At 59.6% G+C, this 18995-nt stretch carries 20 protein-coding genes; 5 read left to right on the top strand and 15 right to left on the bottom strand.

Annotated elements, in window-relative coordinates; translation table 11 throughout:
* Position 1: 1 nt before the first annotated feature.
* The 9 genes from ybgC to AC3WKX_RS16110 all read right to left on the bottom strand — a co-directional run bounded on the left by ybgC (position 2) and on the right by AC3WKX_RS16110 (position 7320).
* Complete coding sequence (gene ybgC, locus AC3WKX_RS16070; protein WP_008432379.1) at positions 2-457, bottom strand: tol-pal system-associated acyl-CoA thioesterase; 456 nt, start codon at positions 455-457, stop codon at positions 2-4.
* Between the two features lie 138 nt (positions 458-595).
* A complete protein-coding gene (ruvB, locus tag AC3WKX_RS16075) occupies positions 596-1654 on the bottom strand; it encodes a Holliday junction branch migration DNA helicase RuvB (RefSeq protein ID WP_003209815.1) in 1059 nt (352 codons plus the stop codon).
* The gene (gene ruvA, locus AC3WKX_RS16080) at positions 1655-2266 is read right to left on the bottom strand and encodes a Holliday junction branch migration protein RuvA (protein WP_003209814.1); all 612 of its coding nucleotides are present in this window, start codon (positions 2264-2266) and stop codon (positions 1655-1657) included.
* Between the two features lie 115 nt (positions 2267-2381).
* Positions 2382-2906, bottom strand: coding sequence for a crossover junction endodeoxyribonuclease RuvC (gene ruvC / locus AC3WKX_RS16085; protein ID WP_003209812.1), 525 nt, complete (start codon positions 2904-2906; stop codon positions 2382-2384).
* 155 nt (positions 2907-3061) lie between these two features.
* Positions 3062-3808, bottom strand: coding sequence for a YebC/PmpR family DNA-binding transcriptional regulator (locus tag AC3WKX_RS16090; protein ID WP_003209810.1), 747 nt, complete (start codon positions 3806-3808; stop codon positions 3062-3064).
* 151 nt (positions 3809-3959) lie between these two features.
* Positions 3960-5735: an aspartate--tRNA ligase gene (aspS, locus tag AC3WKX_RS16095; RefSeq protein ID WP_003209808.1), complete on the bottom strand. Its 1776-nt coding sequence runs from the start codon at positions 5733-5735 to the stop codon at positions 3960-3962.
* A gap of 108 nt (positions 5736-5843) precedes the next feature.
* Positions 5844-6065: an FmdB family zinc ribbon protein gene (locus AC3WKX_RS16100; RefSeq protein WP_003209804.1), complete on the bottom strand. Its 222-nt coding sequence runs from the start codon at positions 6063-6065 to the stop codon at positions 5844-5846.
* 218 nt (positions 6066-6283) lie between these two features.
* Positions 6284-6637 (bottom strand): ribbon-helix-helix domain-containing protein, encoded by a 354-nt coding sequence (locus AC3WKX_RS16105; RefSeq protein WP_043225921.1) that lies wholly within the window; start codon positions 6635-6637, stop codon positions 6284-6286.
* Between the two features lie 209 nt (positions 6638-6846).
* Positions 6847-7320, bottom strand: a complete 474-nt coding sequence (locus AC3WKX_RS16110) for a Dps family protein (protein ID WP_003209800.1) — start codon at positions 7318-7320, stop codon at positions 6847-6849.
* Between the two features lie 428 nt (positions 7321-7748).
* Here AC3WKX_RS16110 and AC3WKX_RS16115 point away from each other — a divergent pair, with 428 nt between their 5' ends.
* On the top strand, positions 7749-8351 hold the full coding sequence (locus AC3WKX_RS16115) for a cold-shock protein (protein WP_003209798.1): 603 nt from the start codon (positions 7749-7751) through the stop codon (positions 8349-8351).
* An 85-nt stretch (positions 8352-8436) separates the two neighbouring features.
* Here AC3WKX_RS16115 and AC3WKX_RS16120 read toward each other — a convergent pair whose 3' ends face one another.
* Positions 8437-8643 (bottom strand): SlyX family protein, encoded by a 207-nt coding sequence (locus AC3WKX_RS16120; RefSeq protein ID WP_003209796.1) that lies wholly within the window; start codon positions 8641-8643, stop codon positions 8437-8439.
* A 3-nt stretch (positions 8644-8646) separates the two neighbouring features.
* Positions 8647-9072 carry an HIT domain-containing protein gene (locus tag AC3WKX_RS16125; protein ID WP_003209794.1) on the bottom strand — a complete coding sequence of 142 codons (426 nt, stop codon included), beginning with the start codon at positions 9070-9072 and terminating at the stop codon, positions 8647-8649.
* Positions 9073-9955: 883 nt separating this feature from the next.
* Between AC3WKX_RS16125 and AC3WKX_RS16130 the strand changes: the two genes are divergently transcribed.
* Positions 9956-11227, top strand: a complete 1272-nt coding sequence (locus AC3WKX_RS16130; protein ID WP_003209790.1) for an OprD family porin — start codon at positions 9956-9958, stop codon at positions 11225-11227.
* Between the two features lie 191 nt (positions 11228-11418).
* Here AC3WKX_RS16130 and AC3WKX_RS16135 read toward each other — a convergent pair whose 3' ends face one another.
* Both AC3WKX_RS16135 and AC3WKX_RS16140 read right to left on the bottom strand, forming a co-directional pair.
* Positions 11419-12261 carry a mechanosensitive ion channel family protein gene (locus AC3WKX_RS16135; RefSeq protein WP_102605680.1) on the bottom strand — a complete coding sequence of 281 codons (843 nt, stop codon included), beginning with the start codon at positions 12259-12261 and terminating at the stop codon, positions 11419-11421.
* Between the two features lie 135 nt (positions 12262-12396).
* Positions 12397-12882 (bottom strand): YajQ family cyclic di-GMP-binding protein, encoded by a 486-nt coding sequence (locus AC3WKX_RS16140; RefSeq protein WP_003209785.1) that lies wholly within the window; start codon positions 12880-12882, stop codon positions 12397-12399.
* 126 nt (positions 12883-13008) lie between these two features.
* On the opposite strand from AC3WKX_RS16140, the gene AC3WKX_RS16145 reads away from it, so the two are divergent.
* From AC3WKX_RS16145 to AC3WKX_RS16155, 3 genes are read left to right on the top strand one after another with little or no spacing between them, the layout of a single operon-like run.
* Positions 13009-13926: a putative 2-dehydropantoate 2-reductase gene (locus AC3WKX_RS16145; RefSeq protein ID WP_102605681.1), complete on the top strand. Its 918-nt coding sequence runs from the start codon at positions 13009-13011 to the stop codon at positions 13924-13926.
* A 46-nt stretch (positions 13927-13972) separates the two neighbouring features.
* Positions 13973-16009, top strand: coding sequence for a sensor histidine kinase (locus tag AC3WKX_RS16150; protein WP_003209782.1), 2037 nt, complete (start codon positions 13973-13975; stop codon positions 16007-16009).
* 2 nt (positions 16010-16011) lie between these two features.
* A complete protein-coding gene (locus AC3WKX_RS16155; RefSeq protein WP_008432363.1) occupies positions 16012-16590 on the top strand; it encodes a cob(I)yrinic acid a,c-diamide adenosyltransferase in 579 nt (192 codons plus the stop codon).
* 148 nt (positions 16591-16738) lie between these two features.
* Here the strand turns inward: AC3WKX_RS16155 and AC3WKX_RS16160 are convergent, their stop codons facing one another.
* Complete coding sequence (locus AC3WKX_RS16160) at positions 16739-17683, bottom strand: Nudix family hydrolase (protein WP_102605682.1); 945 nt, start codon at positions 17681-17683, stop codon at positions 16739-16741.
* Positions 17684-17724: 41 nt separating this feature from the next.
* Positions 17725-18942, bottom strand: a complete 1218-nt coding sequence (argJ, locus tag AC3WKX_RS16165; protein ID WP_003209777.1) for a bifunctional glutamate N-acetyltransferase/amino-acid acetyltransferase ArgJ — start codon at positions 18940-18942, stop codon at positions 17725-17727.
* Between the last annotated feature and the right edge of the window lie 53 nt (positions 18943-18995).

Below are 18995 nucleotides of genomic sequence, written 5' to 3' on the forward strand. Positions count from 1 at the left end.
GCTAAATCTCCTGCTCTGAATGTTTACCCGCGCCGCTCACGCCGGCAAAGGCCGCGCGTAGAGTTTCGGGAATGGCCCGGGGTTTCAAACTATTGGTGCGAACACAGGCCACCAGGAACTGCCCCTCACAGAGCAGCGTTGCATCCGTAGCCCGCCTGACCTGCTGTTTAAAGCGCAGGCTGGCACGGTTCAATTCGGTTATTTCTGCGCTGACCAGCAGCTCGTCGTCCAGTCGCGCCGGCGCGTGGTAACGCGCCTCGCTGGAATGCACGACAAACAACAGGTCCTCCCCTGCCAGCTGGGATTGGGCAAAGCCCAGCTCCCGTAGCCGCTCGGTTCGAGCCCGCTCCATGAACTTTAGGTAATTGACGTAATAAACGATGCCGCCAGCATCGGTGTCCTCGTAATAAACGCGACAGCGATGTGCGAACGACTGATCCCCGTTTTGCGCGCGCATACTCTAGTGCTTACTCCTCAGGTTGCCAATCCGGCCAGGCAACTGTTTTTCATTCTGTGGCACATTTCTAACGAAAGAATGACGACGCCAGCCACTAGGACAGCACAAACTCCGAATAAATCGAATCGCCAAGCGTTTTTAATCGTCTACTGCATCGAGGAATTCGTCTACTACGGGCATCTCGCCCAATCGTGACGGAATGTTTAACCCAAAGTGCAGATACGCATGCCGGGTGACCACACGCCCCCTTGGCGTGCGCATGATGTAGCCCTGCTGAATCAGATACGGCTCCAGTACATCCTCAATCGTATGCCGCTCTTCGCTGATGGCGGCGGCGAGGCTGTCCACGCCCACCGGGCCGCCGTCGAACTTCTCGATCATGGTCAACAGCAGGCGCCGGTCCTGGTGATCAAAGCCATGCTCATCCACATCCAGCAGGTTCAGCGCCAGGTCTGCCACGGGCTTGGTGATATGCCCCTTGGCCCGCACTTCGGCAAAGTCGCGCACCCGGCGCAGCAGACGGTTGGCAATCCGCGGGGTACCACGGGCGCGGCGGGCGATTTCAAAGGCGCCTTCCGGGTCCAGGGGCAAGCCAAGGATGCTCGCCGAACGGCTGACGATGGTGGCCAGATCCGCCGTGCTATAGAACTCTAGACGTTGAACAATCCCGAAACGGTCTCGCAGCGGGTTGGTCAGCATGCCCGCACGGGTGGTCGCACCCACCAGCGTGAACGGTGGCAGGTCGAGCTTGATCGAGCGCGCCGCCGGGCCTTCACCGATCATGATGTCCAGCTGGAAGTCTTCCATGGCCGGGTACAGTACTTCCTCGACGATGGGCGAAAGCCGGTGGATCTCGTCGATAAACAGTACGTCGTGGGGCTCCAGGTTGGTCAGCAGCGCCGCCAGGTCGCCCGGGCGCTCCAGCACGGGGCCGGAGGTGGACTTGATCGACACGCCCATTTCCTGGGCGATGATGTTGGCCAGGGTGGTCTTGCCGAGCCCGGGCGGGCCGAAGATCAACGTGTGGTCCAGGGACTCGCTGCGCCCGCGCGCGGCCTGGATGAACAGCTCCATCTGCTCGCGCACGGTGGGCTGGCCGATGTATTCGGCAAGGCTCAGGGGGCGAATCGCCCGGTCCTGGATTTCTTCACGATCACGAGGCCCGGTGGCCGCGATCAGACGATCAGCTTCAATCACTTAAATCATTCCCTTCAGGGCGCGGCGGATCATGTCTTCGCTGCTCAGGTTCTTGTCCTTGATGGCTGACACGGCCTTGCTCGCCTCTTGCGGCTTGTAGCCCAGGGAGATCAGCGCGCTGACCGCATCGCTTTCAGCGCTGGCCACCGGCACACCCGGCGCATCAGGCTGGTTGGGCACCAGGGCAAACATGCTCGGCACAACCTCCCAGGCCTTGAAGCGGTCTTTGAGCTCCACCAGCAGGCGCTCGGCGGTTTTCTTGCCAACGCCCGGCACCTTGGTCAGCGCGGACGTGTCCTGGGCCGACACACAGCGCACCAATTCATCCACTTCCAGGCTCGACATCAGCGCCAGCGCCAGCTTCGGCCCCACGCCGTTGAGGCGGATCAGCTCACGGAAAAAATCCCGGTCACGCTTGCCAACGAACCCATAGAGCAATTGCGCGTCTTCGCGCACCACCAGGTGAGTGTGCAGGGTCAGCGGTTCACCGACCGACGGTAAGCGGTAGAGGGTGGTCATGGGCACTTCAAGCTCATAACCCAGCCCGTTTACATCCAGAATCAGGTGCGGTGGCTGTTTCTCAGCCAGGGTGCCGCGCAAGCGTCCAATCACGTTCGAATCCTTAAGAATCGGCTCAAATCAAGGCCTGGCCGGTAATAACGCGGGCATGCCGGCCGACAGCACAGGCCGTTCATGCACCCCACGCAGAATGAATGCGCTGATGCTATCAGAGACGCAGCCGGCCGCCACGACTGCGTGCGGTCCCCAAGCCATGGGGCATCAGGCTGGAACGGGTATGGGCATGGCAAATGGCAATGGCCAGGGCGTCGGAGGCATCGATTTGCGGTTTGGCGGTGAGTTTGAGCATGTGCATGACCATCATCATCACCTGCTCTTTATTGGCAGCACCGGTACCGACCACGGCTTGCTTGACCTGGGTCGCGGTGTATTCAGCGATCTCCATGCCCTCCTCGGCTCCGGCCACAATGGCCGCACCGCGGGCCTGGCCGAGCTTCAGGGCGGAGTCGGCGTTTTTCGCCATGAACACTTTTTCGATGCCCATGGTCACCGGCCCATAGGTCTGGATCACTTCACGCACGCCGCGATACACGATCTGCAAGCGCTCGGCCAACTCGCCGGCGCCGGTACGGATACAGCCCGACGCCACGTACACGCAGCCTCGCGGGGTCTGTTGGACCACGCCAAAGCCGGTGATTCGCGAACCGGGGTCGATACCTAGGATTAGAGTCATAACGCCTGCAGTTGGATAAAAAATTCTTGATATAGCCAAGATCAAAATGTGGGAGCGGGCTTGCTCGCGAAGGCGGTGTATCAGTCACCGTATTGACTGACTGACACGCCGCCTTCGCGAGCAAGCCCGCTCCCACATTAGATCTGCATCATCCTTCAGCCTAGCTGTTCAGCCACCGATTCCGGAATATCGGCATTGGAATAGACGTTCTGCACGTCATCCAGGTCTTCAAGCATGTCGAGCATCTTGAGTACCTTCTGCGCCCCGTCCAGGTCCAGCTCGGCGCTGGTGGTCGGCAGCATCACGATTTCCGCGTCGGTGCCTTTGAAACCAGCCGCTTCCAGGGCGTTACGCACCGAATAGAAGCCCGCGAACGAGGTGAACACGTCGATGGAACCGTCTTCGTTGGTCACCACGTCGTCGGCATCGGCCTCCATTGCCGCCTCAATCAGCGCATCTTCATCCACGCCAGGCGCGAAGGAAATCTGCCCCTTGCGCTCAAATAGGTAGGCCACCGAACCGTCAGTGCCGAGGTTGCCGCCACATTTGCTGAACGCATGGCGCACGGCAGCCGCGGTACGGTTGCGGTTGTCGGTCATGCACTCGACCATCACCGCCACGCCACCCGGGCCGTAGCCTTCGTAGCTCAACTCGACCATGTCGTCGGTATCGGCCGCACCGGCACCACGGGCCACGGCGCGGTCGATGATGTCGCGGCTCATGTTGGCGCCGAGGGCTTTGTCCAGGGCCAGGCGCAGGCGCGGGTTGGAACCCGGGTCACCGCCACCCTGGCGCGCGGCAACGGTCAGCTCGCGAATCCACTTGGTGAAGATCTTGCCTTTCTTGGCATCCTGACGCTCTTTGCGGTGCTTGATGTTCGCCCACTTGGAATGGCCAGCCATAACACAACTCCGAAATTCTGTAGAAACCTGTCGATCCCGCCCCAGGCGGGACTTCCCTCTTTAACGTGCAGCCCTTGTAACGCAAAGGCGCATCCGAAGATGCGCCCTTAGCTGACAATGTAAAACCTTATCGCGCTTTCACGCTGCGGCCTTACTCAGCCTTTGGTGTCTCGCGCAGACGGATATGCAGCTCGCGCAGTGCCTTGGCATCCACCACACCCGGCGCTTGCGTCATGACGTCGGCAGCACTTTGGGTTTTCGGGAAGGCAATCACTTCACGGATCGACTGGGCACCGGTCATCAGCATCACCAGACGGTCCAGGCCAAAGGCCAGGCCGCCATGGGGTGGCGCGCCGTATTTCAGGGCGTCGAGCAGGAAGCCGAACTTCTCTTGCTGCTCATCTTCGTTGATGCCCAGCAGGCGGAAGACCGATTGCTGCATTTCCTTGCGGTGGATACGGATCGAACCGCCACCCAGCTCGGTGCCGTTGAGCACCATGTCGTAGGCACGGGACAGAGCGCCAGCCGGGTTGGCTTCCAGCTCTTGCGGCGTGCACTTCGGCGCGGTGAACGGGTGGTGCAGTGCGCTGAAGCTGCCGTCGTCGTTTTCTTCGAACATCGGGAAGTCGACAACCCACATCGGCGCCCACTGGCAGGTCAGCAGGTTCAGGTCGTTGCCGACCTTGATCCGCAGTGCACCCAGCGCTTCGCTGACGATCTTCGACTTGTCGGCACCGAAGAACACGATGTCGCCGTCAACCGCGCCAACACGATCCAGGATCACATTGAGGTTGGCTTCAGGGATGTTCTTGACGATTGGCGACTGCAGGCCTTCGACGCCCTTGGCGCGCTCGTTGACCTTGATGTACGCCAGGCCCTTGGCACCGTAGATGCCGACGAACTTGGTGTAGTCGTCGATCTGCTTGCGCGGCATGCTCGCAGCGCCAGGCACGCGCAGTGCGGCGATACGGCATTTCGGGTCGTTGGCCGGGCCGCTGAACACCTTGAAGTCGACATCTTTCAGTTGGTCTTCAACGTCAACCAGTTCCAGCGGGTTACGCAGGTCTGGCTTGTCGGAACCGTAACGACGCATGGCTTCTTCGAAGGTCATGTGCGGGAATTCGCCGAACTCCAGGTTCAGCACTTCCTTGAACAGGTTGCGGATCATCTGCTCGGTGATGCCCATGATCTCTTTTTCATCGAGGAAACTGGTCTCGATGTCGATCTGGGTGAATTCCGGCTGGCGGTCGGCCCGCAGGTCTTCGTCACGGAAGCACTTGGCGATCTGGTAGTAACGGTCGAAGCCGGCGACCATCAGCAGTTGCTTGAACAGCTGTGGCGATTGCGGCAAGGCGAAGAAGGAACCGGCGTGGGTACGGCTCGGCACCAGGTAGTCGCGGGCGCCTTCCGGGGTAGCACGGGTCAGGATCGGCGTCTCGACGTCGAGGAAGCCGTTCTCGTCGAGGAAGCGACGGATGCTGGTGGTCATGCGCGAACGCAGGCGCAGCTTCTCGGCCATTTCCGGGCGACGCAGGTCCAGGAAGCGATAACGCAGGCGGGTTTCTTCGCCAACGTCAGAGAACTCGTTCAGCGGGAACGGCGGAGTTTCCGACTCGTTCAGCACTTCCAGTTCGTAACCCAGCACTTCGATCATGCCCGACGCCATGTTGGCGTTGGTGGCACCGGCCGGACGCAGGCGAACCTTGCCGGTGATCTTCACGACGTACTCGCTGCGCACGCGATCGGCGGCGGCGAAGCTCTCGGCGCGGTCCGGATCGAACACCACCTGGGCCAGACCATCACGATCACGGATATCGAGGAAGATCACCCCGCCGTGGTCGCGGCGACGGTGAACCCATCCGCAAAGGGTGATTTCCTGACCTTCCAGGGTCTCGTTCAGTTGGCCGCAATAGTGGCTGCGCATCATGATAGTGGTTTCGCTTCTCGTAATTCGAAATTCGGTGGAGGCCCGCCTCATCACCGTACAGCTAAGTCAGGTGACGGATAATGCAGGAGCCTGCGCGTAGAGTTCAACTCAGTCTGCTTTGTCGCCGCCGGCCAGATTCTTCTTCGAACCGGTCTTGAAGTCGGTCTCGTACCAACCGTTGCCACTCAGGCGAAAGCCCGGCATGGACAACATCTTCTTGAGCTCCGGTGCCTGGCAGGCAGGGCAATCGACCAGCGGCGCTGCGCTGATCTTTTGAATGGCTTCCAACTGATGACCACAGGAAGCGCATTGATAGTCGTACATGGGCATGGAGATGTCTCGGCGATCAGATCATTACTGCGCCACGCCCTGCCCTGGCTCTATCCTGTGGGAAAGTCCCGGCATGCGCAGCAAAGCCCGGGATTATATCTGGTAAATCGAGGCTGTGCAGCCGTAGCGGCGCGCTGCTCTTTATATAGATGACTGCAGCAGGCTTCTGCCGGGCGCCCGACCCAGGGCAATCCCGGGACGGGCGCCCGGCACAAGGTTCATGCAGGGTCCGGCTGGACACTGGGCGCGACAAGCCGCCCTTTCAATACATGCACCACGCAAACCACCCTGACCAGACCGCTGAAGTTCTTTACACCGCCATAACGCAAGTGCACTTCCCGGTCCACGTAAGACAGCAGCGCACTGACCGAACACGTATTGATCCTGGCGATCTCCGCGAGGATATTCCAATACACCTCTTCGAGCCGCAAACACGTCGAAAAACCATTAAGCCGAACCGATCGGGACAATGGCCTGGCCAAGTTCATATCGAACCCCTTGGCAAAGGGATCTACCTTTATCTTGTGCAATCCGCACGTTTCCATAACTCCATTACCTGCTCCGCGTGACATACACTTGACACTCCATTGCCTGACGGCCACTCATGTTCTCGTTGGCCGTTGAGCTATAAAACATCAAGACGACAAGTGCAGCCAGAAGACAGGGAGCCGATCACCGTAGGACAAGCCAACGCGCGTATCAGGAAGCTCGCGGAATCGCGGAAATCGCCGGAAAGCAGGCATGCGAGGGGCGTCAGCTCGACGCCCGCCCGCCACCGGTGTTATTTGTTTTCGAGCAGGGAACGCAACATCCATGCGGTCTTTTCATGCACTTGCATACGCTGGGTCAGCAAGTCCGCCGTCGGTTCATCACTGACTTTATCCAACAACGGGAAGATCCCCCGGGCTGTGCGAGTCACCGCTTCCTGGCCTTCGACCAGTTGCTTGATCATGTCTTCAGCGCTTGGCACACCCTCTTCTTCCTTGATCGAAGAAAGTCGCGCATACACCGAGTAGGCACCCGGCGCGGGAAAGCCCAGGGCACGAATACGCTCTGCGATTGAATCCACCGCCAGCGCCAGTTCGTTGTACTGCTCTTCAAACATCAAGTGCAGTGTACGAAACATGGGCCCCGTTACGTTCCAATGGAAGTTGTGGGTCTTCAGGTAAAGTACATAGGTATCGGAAAGCAGTCGCGAAAGTCCATCAACGATTGATTTACGGTCTTCTTCACTGATACCAATATCGATTGCCATGTGTTTCCCCTTCAATTGATAAAAATTCATTGATCAGGTGCAGGACCACTCTAGCAAGAGTGCCGGCCGTGCGCAGCCTGGCTGACCCTTTCAAGGTGCGGCAAATCGCCCCTTGCAGAGCGGGCTTGCCCGACAGGCAAGGCTTCAACAGCTACCGGAAAAATTACCCAGCACCTGCGAAAAAGCCTGCACCTGTCTAGGACAAGTGTTTGACGCAGAAATGCCGCGCCCCTTGTAACAGCCTGAAATGCTTGATTTGAGTAGGCACAGGCTTTGCTGTTAAATAGGCAGCGTGTCGCCGCCGATATTTTTCGCGGCAAGCGGCATAGGCTGATACCCGTGCACGTGCCCAACGCCTCCCATTGTTCAGAAGCGAACCGTGCCCGTCAGCTCTTCCTTGTGATCCGTCTTAACGTGAGTTAATCAAAATGTTGAAAATCGTCCACCTGCTAACGGGCGCTGCAGCTTTGCTGCTGTCCTTTATCCCCAGCCTGCGATCAGAGACCCTGCCTTACCTGCAGCAACCTGACGCTCTCTACCTGACCTTCTTTGGTCTTCTTAACCTGACACTGGCTCCAGTCATTCCATACTGGAACAAAGGCCCGCGTCATCAACTGCAAAACCTGGTCAGCGCCCTGCTGGTCCTGGCTGTTGTCGTGCAAACCCTCACCCTGCTGGCGCCTATGCCTGAAGTGGGTGGCCACCCGGCCGTCCTGCTCAGCCTGGCAATAGCACTGGTCGCCATCGTTCTTCATCTGGCCATCAGTTTTTACCGCTCCTCCCCGGCCGCTGCGTCGCAAAGCTACGACATGACCAACCGGGATACCGGGACCGTCAAGTGGTTCAACACCTCCAAGGGCTTCGGCTTTATTTCCCGGGATTCGGGCGACGATATCTTCGTCCACTTCCGGGCGATTCGCGGCGAAGGCCATCGCGTACTGGTGGAAGGCCAGCGCGTGGAGTTCTCCGTCATGAACCGTGACAAGGGGCTGCAAGCTGAAGATGTGATCGCCGCATTGCCGCGTCGCTGATTCCAGCACCCCGAAAAAAAGAAACCACGATGCAGCCTGGCTGCATCGCGGTTTTTTTATGCCCGGGGGGTCAACCCCTGCCTTATTAATAATGAGGCGGCGGCGCCTCTTCCTCGGACGACTCGAACTGGCCGCCCATTTCTTCCTGGCGCTTGAGCAACGCAGTCATCTGCAACTGCAGGCGTTCCACGGCACGCTGCTGGGTGACCAGGATGTCATTCAGGGTCTCGATGGTGTCGTCCTGAAAGGCCAGGCGGCTTTCCAGGTCGGTCACGCGGGCTTGAAGATCCATGGCTCAAGCCTCCAGGAACGTGAAGTCGGCCGGCAGGATCTCGCGCAGGCGCGCACGAATTGCCACCACTTGCTCGTCACTGTAGGGCTTCGCCGGGTGCTTGCCCCAGACCGGCGCAGGCCAGGCCGCGTCGTCGCGCTTGCGTACGATCACATGCACGTGCAGTTGGCTGACCACATTACCCAAGGCACCGATATTCATTTTGTCGGCGCCGAACCCTTCGTTCAGCCACTGTGCCAGTGCCGTGCTTTCCTGCCACACCCGCTGCTGGTCGGCGACATCCAGTTGAAACACTTCGCTGATACCGTCGATGCGCGGCACTAGGATGAACCAGGGGTAATTCGAGTCATTGGAAAGCAGCAGCCGACACAGGGGGAAATCCCCGATAGGCAAGGTGTCTTGTTGAAGGCGTGGATCTAAGGCGAACACAGCAGTCACTCCCGTTCGGCGGGTCAGGTTTCAGGCGCCCAGCATACCTGCGAATGCCGGTCGCTTCACGGCGAATGCGCGTGGCCGAATATGCGCCCAAACAGGACGCCACGAAAAAAAGCGCACCATTTCGAGACAGGCCAATATTTCAGCTACGCTAAATGACCAATGTATCCAATTCTGGTCAAAGTCGGGACGCAGAACATGCTTCAAGACCTTGAGCCAGACGGCTTTCAAAAGGCCAAGGGTGAACGGGAGCAGAAACGCAGTCAGTGAAGCACTGCACCAAAATGACCCATTTGTGCTTCAAAGGGATCCGCCAACTACCCACCGAACGGGGTGAACCGGTAACGTTTTGCTCTGGTACAGGTTTTATGCGCCACCGAACCGGAGTGCGGCAGGCGCGTCAAGGCCAAACCAAACGGCGTAAAAAGCCCGTGCTTATGCGGTTTTTACAGGCCGTTGACACTTTTCACGAAAAAATCACATTCGGTTACGGGTTTGTGCACGCTTGTTGCATTCACACCCATATCGTCGACAACGGCACCGGCGGGAAGCAGGTGTTTCGCGACGGAAAATAACAGCGGTTCAATGCCTGACAGGGATGAGTTGAAACTTTCAGGGGTGACTTTTCCACCCCGCTTCCAAGGTTTTAAAACAGCATTGAAGTTGTCAGTCCGGTTACAAGTGGACTGTGAATTTGCGACATGGAGCTAGCAATTTACGACAGGCCCGTAAAGAAGCTGAAAGGATAGATGTGCAAGTATCGTCAATAATGTCTGCGTGATATAACTTTGCGCCGACACAAAAAAGAAAGAGCCGCCCAGACAAAAATATAGGTGGGACGGCAGTACTCTTCCTAAAACCAAAGGAGCAAATCACGATGCGCGTGATGAAGTGGAGCATGATCGCCCTGGCTGTTTCAGCAGGCACCTCGCAGTTCGCAATGGCGTCCTCCCAGGACGATTCCAAGGGCTTTGTTGAAGACAGTACTTTCAGCATCAACACTCGCCTCCTGAACTTTAGCCGCGACTTCCGTAACAATGACACCGGCAAGAGCCGCGTCGACGAAACCGGTCTGGGCTTCAACGGCCTGTACCAGTCGGGCTTCACCCAAGGCACCATCGGTGTGGGTGTCGACGTCATCGGTCTGTTGGGCGTCAAACTGGACAGCGGCAAGGGTCGTTCCGGCACTGGCCTGTTTCCAACTGGCTCCGACGGTCGCGCTCAGGATGATTACTCCAAGGGCGGCGGCGCAGTTAAGTTCCGTATCTCCGATACGGTCCTGAAAATCGGCGACCAGTACACCACCGCGCCTGTATTCGCTTCCGATGACAGCCGTCTGCTGCCTGAATTGCCACAGGGTATCTCGCTGACCAGCAACGAGATCAAAGGCCTGAAACTTGAAGGCGGTCACTTCACTTCGAGCGTGGCACAAGCCCAGACCTACCGCGACAGCCTGGGCCTGACAAAAACCGACTTCATCGGTGGTGTCTACGCCCTGACTCCAGAAGTCAGCGCCAGCCTCTACTACGCGAAGACCGAAGACTACTGGAAGAAAACCTACGCCAACCTGAACTGGACCCATGCGCTCAGCAATGAGCAGTCCCTGGCAGTCGACTTCAACATCTACAGCACCAAAAGTGATGGCGCTGGCCTGCAACGGGCTGAGAAAGACGGCACCACCAAACTGGACAACCGTGCCTACAGCTTGCAAGGCGCGTACACCATCCAGGCTCACACCTTTACCCTGGCCTACCAGAAGGTCAGCGGTGACGGTGACTACGGCTACGGCGTAGACGGCGGCGGCACGATCTTCCTTGCCAACTCCATCGCTCGTTCCGACTTCAACGCTGAAGACGAGAAGTCGTTCCAGGCTCGCTACGACCTGAACATGGCGACTTTCGGCGTACCAGGCCTGAGCTTCATGACTCGCTACGTCAAAGGTACCGGCGCCAACACCGCCGACACCTCGAACGGCAAAGAGTGGGAACGTGACATCGAAGCCAAGTACGTGATCCAGAGCGGCCCGGCAAAAGACCTGAGCCTGCGCGTGCGTCAAGCCACTTATCGCTCCAGCGATGGTGTGTACTACGGTTCGGCGTCCATCGACGAACTGCGTCTGATCGCGCAATACCCGCTGAACATCTTGTAATTGGCAGTTTGATTACAACGATGACTTAGGGTTTCGGCCCTAACTAAAAAGCCGCTCACTTGTTCGCAAGTGAGCGGCTTTTTTATTGCAACTTGATCTCAATAACCACATAACTAGCAAGCTAACTATCTAGTTTGATCCTACACATCAAACCTGACACATCCGACAAGTTTGATCCGCAAGTCATAGCATTACTTCGTAGCACTTTCCTGCATGACGCGAATAACCCGTTGTGGAAACGGAATATCAATCCCCGCCGCTTTCAAACGGTCACGTGCCAGTTCATTGAACATGAACATCACATCCCAATAATCCGAGGTCTTGGTCCAGACTCGCAGGGATACAGTGATTGAACTGTCGCCCAGGGTCGAAACCACGGCTGCCGGCGCAGGATCAGCCAGTACCCGTGGATCCTTGGCCAGTTCCAGCAGCACTTCACGTGCTTTCTGCAGGTCGGCTTCGTAGTCGACCCCCACGTCAAACACCACCTTGCGGGTCGGCTGACGGTTGGTGTTGGTGATGAGGCCGTTGGACAGGCTGCCGTTCGGGATGATCACCGTCTTGTTGTCGCCGGTGCGCAACACGGTGTGGAAGATCTGGATGCTGTCGACGGTACCGGAAGTGCCCTGGGCTTCGATCCAGTCACCAATGCGGAACGGACGGAACAACAGAATCAGCACGCCGCCGGCGAAGTTCGCCAGGCTGCCTTGCAAGGCCAGGCCGATGGCCAGGGTGGCGGCGCCGATCGCGGCAACGAACGAGGTGGTTGCGACGCCGATCATCGAGGCCACGTTGACCACCAGCATGACCTTGAGCGCAATGTTCGCCAGGTTGGTAATGAAGTGTTGCAGCGCCAGGTCCGCATTACGCAGTGCCAGCAAACGCCCCACTCGGTGGGTCAAGACGTTGATCAGCCACCAACCGATGGCCAGGGTGACCACCGCCAGCAAAAATCGGCTGCCGTATTCCATGATCATCGGTAACCATGACTCCGAGCTCTTGATCAGGTGATCCACTTCAGCGTTCAAGTCCATCTACATTCTCCTGTTTACCGGATGCTCGGCCTATTGGTTGGCCCTAAATACAATTGAGCCCCGTAGGGCTCAATGGTGGGCGCAGGTTCTGGGGCGTGGGACGTCAAAAACGCCCACAGGTTCCCCAAAGTGCTATCAGTCGCGGAAGTTATTGAACTGCAGCGGCATGTCGAAGGTCTTGGCGCGCAGGGCAGCAATGGCCTCCTGCAAATCGTCACGCTTCTTGCCGGTGATACGCACCTGCTCGCCCTGGATGGCGGCCTGGACCTTGAGCTTGGCGTCCTTGACGTGAGCGACGATTTTCTTCGCCAGCTCCTTGTCGATGCCTTCCTTGAGCACGGCCTCCTGCTTCATCAGCTTGCCGGACGCATAGGCATCCTTGATTTCAAGGCACTGTGCATCGATCTTGCGCTTGACCAGAGACAGCTTGAGGATCTCAATCATCGCTTCCAGCTGGAAGTCGGCTTCCGCGGTCAGGTTGACGGTCAGCTCTTTTTCCTTGAACTCGAAGCTGCCCTTGCCTTTCAAGTCATAGCGACGATCCAGCTCCTTGACGGCGTTCTCGACGGCGTTGGTGACTTCATGTTTGTCCAGTTCGGATACCACGTCGAACGACGGCATGTAATTTCTCCAATAAAAAAGGGGCGCGGCTCAGTAGAGATGGAGCACGCCCGGGCTAAAATGCCCGGGCATTATAGCGGTTCTTTCGCCTCGTTCACTGCGGGCAGCCTTACGGAGTAAAAACTGATGTCGACCACCTGGCACGTCCTCGGCGCCGGCAGCCTCGGAACACTGTGGGCCGCCCGCCTGGCCCGCGCCGGTCTGCCCGTGCGCCTGATCCTGCGGGATCACGGGCGGTTGGCGAGTTATCAGACGGCCAATGGCCTGACCCTGGTCGAGCAAGGCCTGGCTCACACCTACCCGGTCGTCGGCGAAACCTCCGACAGCCCTGGGCCAATTCATCGCCTGCTGGTGGCATGCAAGGCCTACGACGCCCAGGAAGCCGTCGCACAGCTGGAACATCGACTGGTGCCGGACGCCGAACTGATCCTGTTGCAAAACGGGCTTGGCAGCCAGGACGCAGTCGCCGCCCAACTGCCCCAGGCACGCTGCATCTTCGCCTCCAGCACCGAAGGCGCGTTTCGCGAGAGTGACTGGCGAGTAGTGTTTGCCGGCCATGGCTACACCTGGCTGGGGGATGCTCGGCACCCTACTCCGCCGCTGTGGCTGGATGACCTGCAAGCCGCCGGCATTCCCCATGAGTGGAGCACCGACATCCTCACCCGCCTGTGGCGCAAACTGGCCCTGAACTGCGCCATCAACCCGCTGACCGTGCTTTACCAATGTCGCAATGGCGAGCTGCAAGCCCATCAGTGCGAAGTGGCCACCCTGTGCGCCGAACTCGCCGACCTGCTGGAATGCTGCGGCCAACCCGCTGCCGCAGAAGATTTGCACAGCGAAGTGGAACGGGTAATCCAGGCCACGGCGGCCAATTACTCCTCGATGTACCAGGACGTGGCCAGTGCCCGACGCACCGAAATCAGCTATTTGCTGGGCTATGCCTGCCAGGCGGCCGCCCGCCACCAACTGAGCTTGCCGCACCTGCAACAACTCCAGGCGCGCCTGGTACGGCAACTGTCTGCACGCGGATTGCCCAGCGACTGAAGCACGCGCTACCCTGCCTGCTTGTTCCTTTGCAGCGAAAACCTTGATGCCACTGCGCCAGCGTCTCGAAAATCTACCGGTTGGGCAGAAACTGCTGGCGGCCCTGCTGGTTTTGTTGACCACCGTCTTGCTGGTGGCCAACCTGACCTTTATCAGCGCCGCCTACTGGATCTCCCAGGAAAGCATGGCGCCCCAGGCCTTGCAGGCCATCGGTCGGCTGGTGTCCAACCCGTCGCTCGCCGCCGAGTCCCTGGACTCACCGCTCAAGGCGCAAACCCTGCTGGATGAACTGACCAGCTACTCGCCATTGCGGGCCGCGGCCTTATACGACGGAGATGGCACGCGCCTGGCCCAGCTGCAACATGCCAATCGCCTGCACCTGCCAGATAATTTCCGGGACATTGAAACCTGGCGTACCACCGAATTTCGCAGCAACCAGGTGATCACCCTACCCCGTGCCGGCAAACCGTCCGGGCACTTGCTGTTGGTGGCCAGCAGCGAACTGCCGGTGGCTTTCTATACCGGGACCTTCACCGCCAGCCTGGGTATCCTGATCTTCAGCGTGCTGCTGTGGCTGGTGATCGCCCGGCAGATCAAGCGCCTGATTACCCGGCCGATCCACGAACTGGAAGAATTGTCGCGCCAGGTCACCCGGGAAGAGAACTACGCCCTGCGCGCCGGGCGCGGCAATCATGATGAAATCGGCAGCCTCGCCGAAGCTTTCAACACCATGCTTTCGCGCATTGAAGCCCGTGAGCAGCAACTCAAGCGCGCGCGAGACGATTCCCAGGCCGCCTACGATCAAGCCCAGGGCCTGGCGGAAGAAACCCGCCACACCAACCGCAAGCTGGAACTGGAAGTCCAGGTGCGCAGCAAGATCGAGAAAAAGCTCACCGGCTTCCAGAACTACCTCAACAGCATCATCGACTCGATGCCCTCGGCGCTGATCGCCCTCGACGAACAACTCTACGTCACCCAGTGGAACCAGGAAGCCAGCGCACTTTCCGGGACCCGCCTGGACGAGGCGCTGAACCAGCCGATCTTCCTCGCCTTCCAGCCGCTCAAGCCGTTCCTGCCGCAGATCAAGGCCACGGTAGAGCAACACACCGTAGAGCGGATCGAGCGCGTTACCTGGGTCAAGGATGACGAACCCAAGCACTACGCCCTGACCTTCTACCCGTTGATGGGCGGTGCCGGGCGCGGCGTGGTGATCCGGATCGACGACATCACCCAGCGCTTGTCCCTGGAAGAAATGATGGTGCAGTCAGAGAAAATGCTCTCGGTCGGTGGCCTGGCCGCCGGCATGGCGCACGAAATCAACAACCCGCTGGGAGCGATCCTGCATAACGTGCAGAACATTCGCCGCCGGTTGTCCAACGAACTGCCGAAAAACCTCGAGCACGCCGAACAGGCGGGCATCGACCTGGACTCGGTCAACCGCTACCTGCAAAGCCGCGAAGTGCCGCAGTTGCTCGACGGCATCCAGCAGGCTGGCGCCCGGGCGGCGAAAATTGTCACTCATATGCTCAGCTTCAGCCGCCGCAGCAACCGGCAGATGGCGCCGTGCGACTTGCCGGCCTTGATCGACCAGGCCGTGGAAATTGCCGGCAACGACTTCGACCTCACCGTCGGCTTCGACTTCAAGGGCCAGGCGATCATCCGCCAGTTCGACCCGCAACTGGGCCCGGTCCCCGGCACCGCCAACGAACTGGAGCAAGTACTGCTCAACCTGCTGAAAAACGCCGCCCAGGCGATTCACCAGCGCGAAGACGGCAGCGAGCCCGGCCGGATCATCCTGCGCACCCGGCTCAACCCGCCGTGGGCAGAAATCCAGGTGGAAGACAACGGCATCGGCATGAGCGAGAACGTGCGCAAACGCACGTTTGAGCCGTTCTTCACCACCAAGGAAATCGGCCAGGGCACCGGGCTTGGGTTGTCGGTTTCGTATTTCATCATCACCAACAATCACAAGGGGCAGATGGAAGTGCATTCGACCCTTGGCCAGGGTACCTGCTTCACCTTGCGCCTGCCCCTGGCGGGCAGCCAATTGCCACCCAACGAACTCACTCAACTGGAGCGCTAACCATGGGCTTTCGCCTGTCGAAAATTTACACCCGTACCGGCGACAAGGGCGAAACCGGCCTGGGCGACGGCCGCCGCGTGCCCAAGGACCATCCACGGGTGGAGGCGATTGGCGAGGTGGATGCGCTGAACAGCCAGTTGGGTTTGTTGCTGGCGGGATTGGAGGAACAAAGCGGGCAGCATCCAGCGTTGAAGGATGTGATCGAGGTGCTGACACCTTGCCAGCATCGTCTGTTTGACCTGGGCGGCGAATTGGCGATGCCGGTGTACAAGGCGCTGAACGCGGCGGAAGTCGACCGCCTTGAGGCGGCGATCGATCGCTGGAATGAAGAGGTCGGGCCGCTGGAGAACTTCATTCTGCCGGGTGGTTCGGCGTTGATTGCCCAGGCCCATGTATGCCGAAGCCTGGCTCGCAGTGCGGAGCGCCGGTGTCAGCACCTGAATGCAGAGGAACCGCTGGAAGGCGTCGGGTTGGCGTACATCAACCGGCTGTCGGACTTGCTCTTTGTGGCAGCCAGGGTGATTGCCAAGCGCCAGGGCGTTGCAGAGATCTTGTGGCAGGCGGCGGCAAAGCCGCACTGACGCTTACTGACCGATTGCAACCTGTGGCGAGGGAGCTTGCTCCCGCTGGGCTGCGTAGCAGACCCAAAATATTGGGAGCGCTGCGCACTCCAGCGGGAGCAAGCTCCCTCGCCACAACAGCTCCCCTGGCCACTCGCCAGGGTTATGCCTAAACCTCAGGCCAGAACGCCCGAATCCCCGCCACACCTTGAGCACCAGCCTCCCAGGCCTTTTCCCGCTCAGCAGGACCCACCCCACCGAGCAAGAACACCGGCTTGCTGAACCCACTGATCAACTGCTGTGCCTGCTCCCAGCCCAACGGCTCGGCATCAGGATGAGTCTGGGTCGGCTGCACCGGCGACAAGGTGACGAAATCCACGTCCATCAACTCCGCCAAGGCTAATTCCTCAGCATTGTGGCAAGACGCCGCCAACCAGCGATCCTTCGGCAAAGGACGTCCCTTGCTGGCGTACTTGCGCAGTTGCGCCGAGGTCATATGCCAGCCGGCCGCGGGAAAATCCCCCAGCCATTCAAACGGCCCCTTGAGCATCAGTTGCGCCTTGCCCGCACACAGGCCCACGGCATCCACCGCCAGGTCACGGTACTTGGGGTCGTAACCGTTGGGGGCACGCAGCTGAACCAGCTTGATACCACCAGCGATGGCTTTTTGAATACCGCGCAGCAGGACGGGTGTCTCCAGCTCGCCCGGAGTGATCAAGTAGTCAGCCGGTAAACGCGCCGCCGCAACGATCGGCGCATTGGCTGCCGGAAACTCATAGTTCGGCAGGTCCCGCTGGGCCACCCACTCAAGGGGTTGGCCTTCGGCACCGTGGGGCTCGCCGTTAAAGGCCGAGACTTCCCAGACATCCAGCAACACCTGTTTGTCCGGGTAATCATGCTGCACCTTGATCAACGGACGAGCCGCCGTGACCTGGATGCCCAGCTCCTCCTGCAATTCACGGGACAGCGCGGTAGCGACCGACTCATCGGCCTCCACCTTGCCACCGGGAAACTCCCAGAGGCCGCCCTGATGCTGGGTATCGGCGCGGCGCGCCAGCAGAATCCTGCCGTCGACACCCCGGATGACCGCTGCTGCTACATGAACTCGTTTCACCGCACTATTTCCTCTGAATCGGTTTGAAGACCTGCCTGGTATCAGGTGCGGTATTCCGCGTTGATCTTCACGTACTCGTGGGACAGGTCAGTGGTCCAGATGGTTTCGCTGCACTCACCGCGACCCAATTCGATACGGATGGTGATTTCTTCCTGCTGCATCACCGCCGAACCCTGGGCTTCGGTGTACGTCTCGGCCCGGGCGCCACGGCTGGCGATGCACACTTCGCCGAGGAACACGTCGATCTTGCTCACGTCCAGGTTCGGCACGCCGGCACGGCCCACAGCGGCCAGGATACGGCCCCAGTTCGGATCGGAGGCAAACAGCGCGGTCTTGATCAGCGGCGAGTGAGCCACGGTGTAACCGACATCCAGGCATTCCTGGTGGTTACCGCCGCCGTTGACTTCAACCGTCACAAACTTGGTGGCGCCTTCGCCGTCGCGCACGATGGCCTGGGCCACGTCCATGCACACTTCGAACACCGCCTGCTTCAACGCGGCGAAATACGCGCCGTTGGACGAGGTGATTTCCGGCAGGTCAGCCTGGCCGGTGGCGATCAACATGCAGCAATCGTTGGTCGAGGTGTCGCCGTCGATGGTGATGCGGTTGAAGGACTTGTTGGCGCCGTCGAGCATCAGGTTTTGCAGCACGTCACGGGAGACTTTGGCGTCGGTGGCGATATAGCCCAGCATGGTCGCCATGTTCGGGCGAATCATGCCGGCGCCTTTGCTGATGCCCGTGACGGTAACGGTCACGCCTTCGTGCACAAACTGACGGCTGGCGCCTTTTGGCAGGGTGTCGGTGGTCATGATCCCGGTAGCCGCAGCCGCCCAGTTATCCACCGACAGGTCATCCAGCGCTGCTTGCAGCGCGCCTTCGATTTTCTCTACCGGCAGCGGCTCACCGATCACGCCGGTGGAGTACGGCAGCACCTGGCTGGCGTCTACGCCCGTCAGCTCCGCCAGCTTGGCGCAGGTGCGGGCAGCGGCGGCCAGGCCAGGCTCGCCGGTCCCGGCGTTGGCATTGCCGGTGTTGGTCAAAAGGTAACGCACCGGGCCTTCGACACGCTGCTTGGCCAGAATCACGGGCGCGGCGCAAAACGCGTTCAGGGTGAACACACCCGCGACGGTCGAGCCTTCGGCACAGCGCATCACCACCACATCCTTGCGCCCCGGGCGCTTGATGCCCGCCGAAGCGATACCGAGTTCAAAACCGGCAACCGGGTGCAACGTGGGCAAAGGACCAAGACCAACAGCCATGAATGCGCTCCTAAAAATATTGGGTGTGTACCCCGTCGCTATCGACGGTGACG

The sequence above is a fragment of the Pseudomonas sp. GP01-A4 genome (genome assembly GCF_058780865.1).

Excerpts from the sequence above, each read along its gene's own strand:
- ybgC (WP_008432379.1), bottom strand. The coding sequence starts at position 457 with ATGCGCGCGCAAAACGGGGATCAGTCGTTCGCACATCGCTGTCGCGTT.
- ruvC (WP_003209812.1), bottom strand. The coding sequence starts at position 2,906 with ATGACTCTAATCCTAGGTATCGACCCCGGTTCGCGAATCACCGGCTTT.
- AC3WKX_RS16090 (WP_003209810.1), bottom strand. The coding sequence starts at position 3,808 with ATGGCTGGCCATTCCAAGTGGGCGAACATCAAGCACCGCAAAGAGCGT.
- aspS (WP_003209808.1), bottom strand. The coding sequence starts at position 5,735 with ATGATGCGCAGCCACTATTGCGGCCAACTGAACGAGACCCTGGAAGGT.
- AC3WKX_RS16100 (WP_003209804.1), bottom strand. The coding sequence starts at position 6,065 with ATGCCCATGTACGACTATCAATGCGCTTCCTGTGGTCATCAGTTGGAA.
- AC3WKX_RS16105 (WP_043225921.1), bottom strand. The coding sequence starts at position 6,637 with ATGTCACGCGGAGCAGGTAATGGAGTTATGGAAACGTGCGGATTGCAC.
- AC3WKX_RS16110 (WP_003209800.1), bottom strand. The coding sequence starts at position 7,320 with ATGGCAATCGATATTGGTATCAGTGAAGAAGACCGTAAATCAATCGTT.
- AC3WKX_RS16115 (WP_003209798.1), top strand. The coding sequence starts at position 7,749 with ATGTTGAAAATCGTCCACCTGCTAACGGGCGCTGCAGCTTTGCTGCTG.
- AC3WKX_RS16120 (WP_003209796.1), bottom strand. The coding sequence starts at position 8,643 with ATGGATCTTCAAGCCCGCGTGACCGACCTGGAAAGCCGCCTGGCCTTT.
- AC3WKX_RS16130 (WP_003209790.1), top strand. The coding sequence starts at position 9,956 with ATGCGCGTGATGAAGTGGAGCATGATCGCCCTGGCTGTTTCAGCAGGC.
- AC3WKX_RS16135 (WP_102605680.1), bottom strand. The coding sequence starts at position 12,261 with ATGGACTTGAACGCTGAAGTGGATCACCTGATCAAGAGCTCGGAGTCA.
- AC3WKX_RS16140 (WP_003209785.1), bottom strand. The coding sequence starts at position 12,882 with ATGCCGTCGTTCGACGTGGTATCCGAACTGGACAAACATGAAGTCACC.
- AC3WKX_RS16145 (WP_102605681.1), top strand. The coding sequence starts at position 13,009 with ATGTCGACCACCTGGCACGTCCTCGGCGCCGGCAGCCTCGGAACACTG.
- AC3WKX_RS16150 (WP_003209782.1), top strand. The coding sequence starts at position 13,973 with ATGCCACTGCGCCAGCGTCTCGAAAATCTACCGGTTGGGCAGAAACTG.
- AC3WKX_RS16155 (WP_008432363.1), top strand. The coding sequence starts at position 16,012 with ATGGGCTTTCGCCTGTCGAAAATTTACACCCGTACCGGCGACAAGGGC.
- argJ (WP_003209777.1), bottom strand. The coding sequence starts at position 18,942 with ATGGCTGTTGGTCTTGGTCCTTTGCCCACGTTGCACCCGGTTGCCGGT.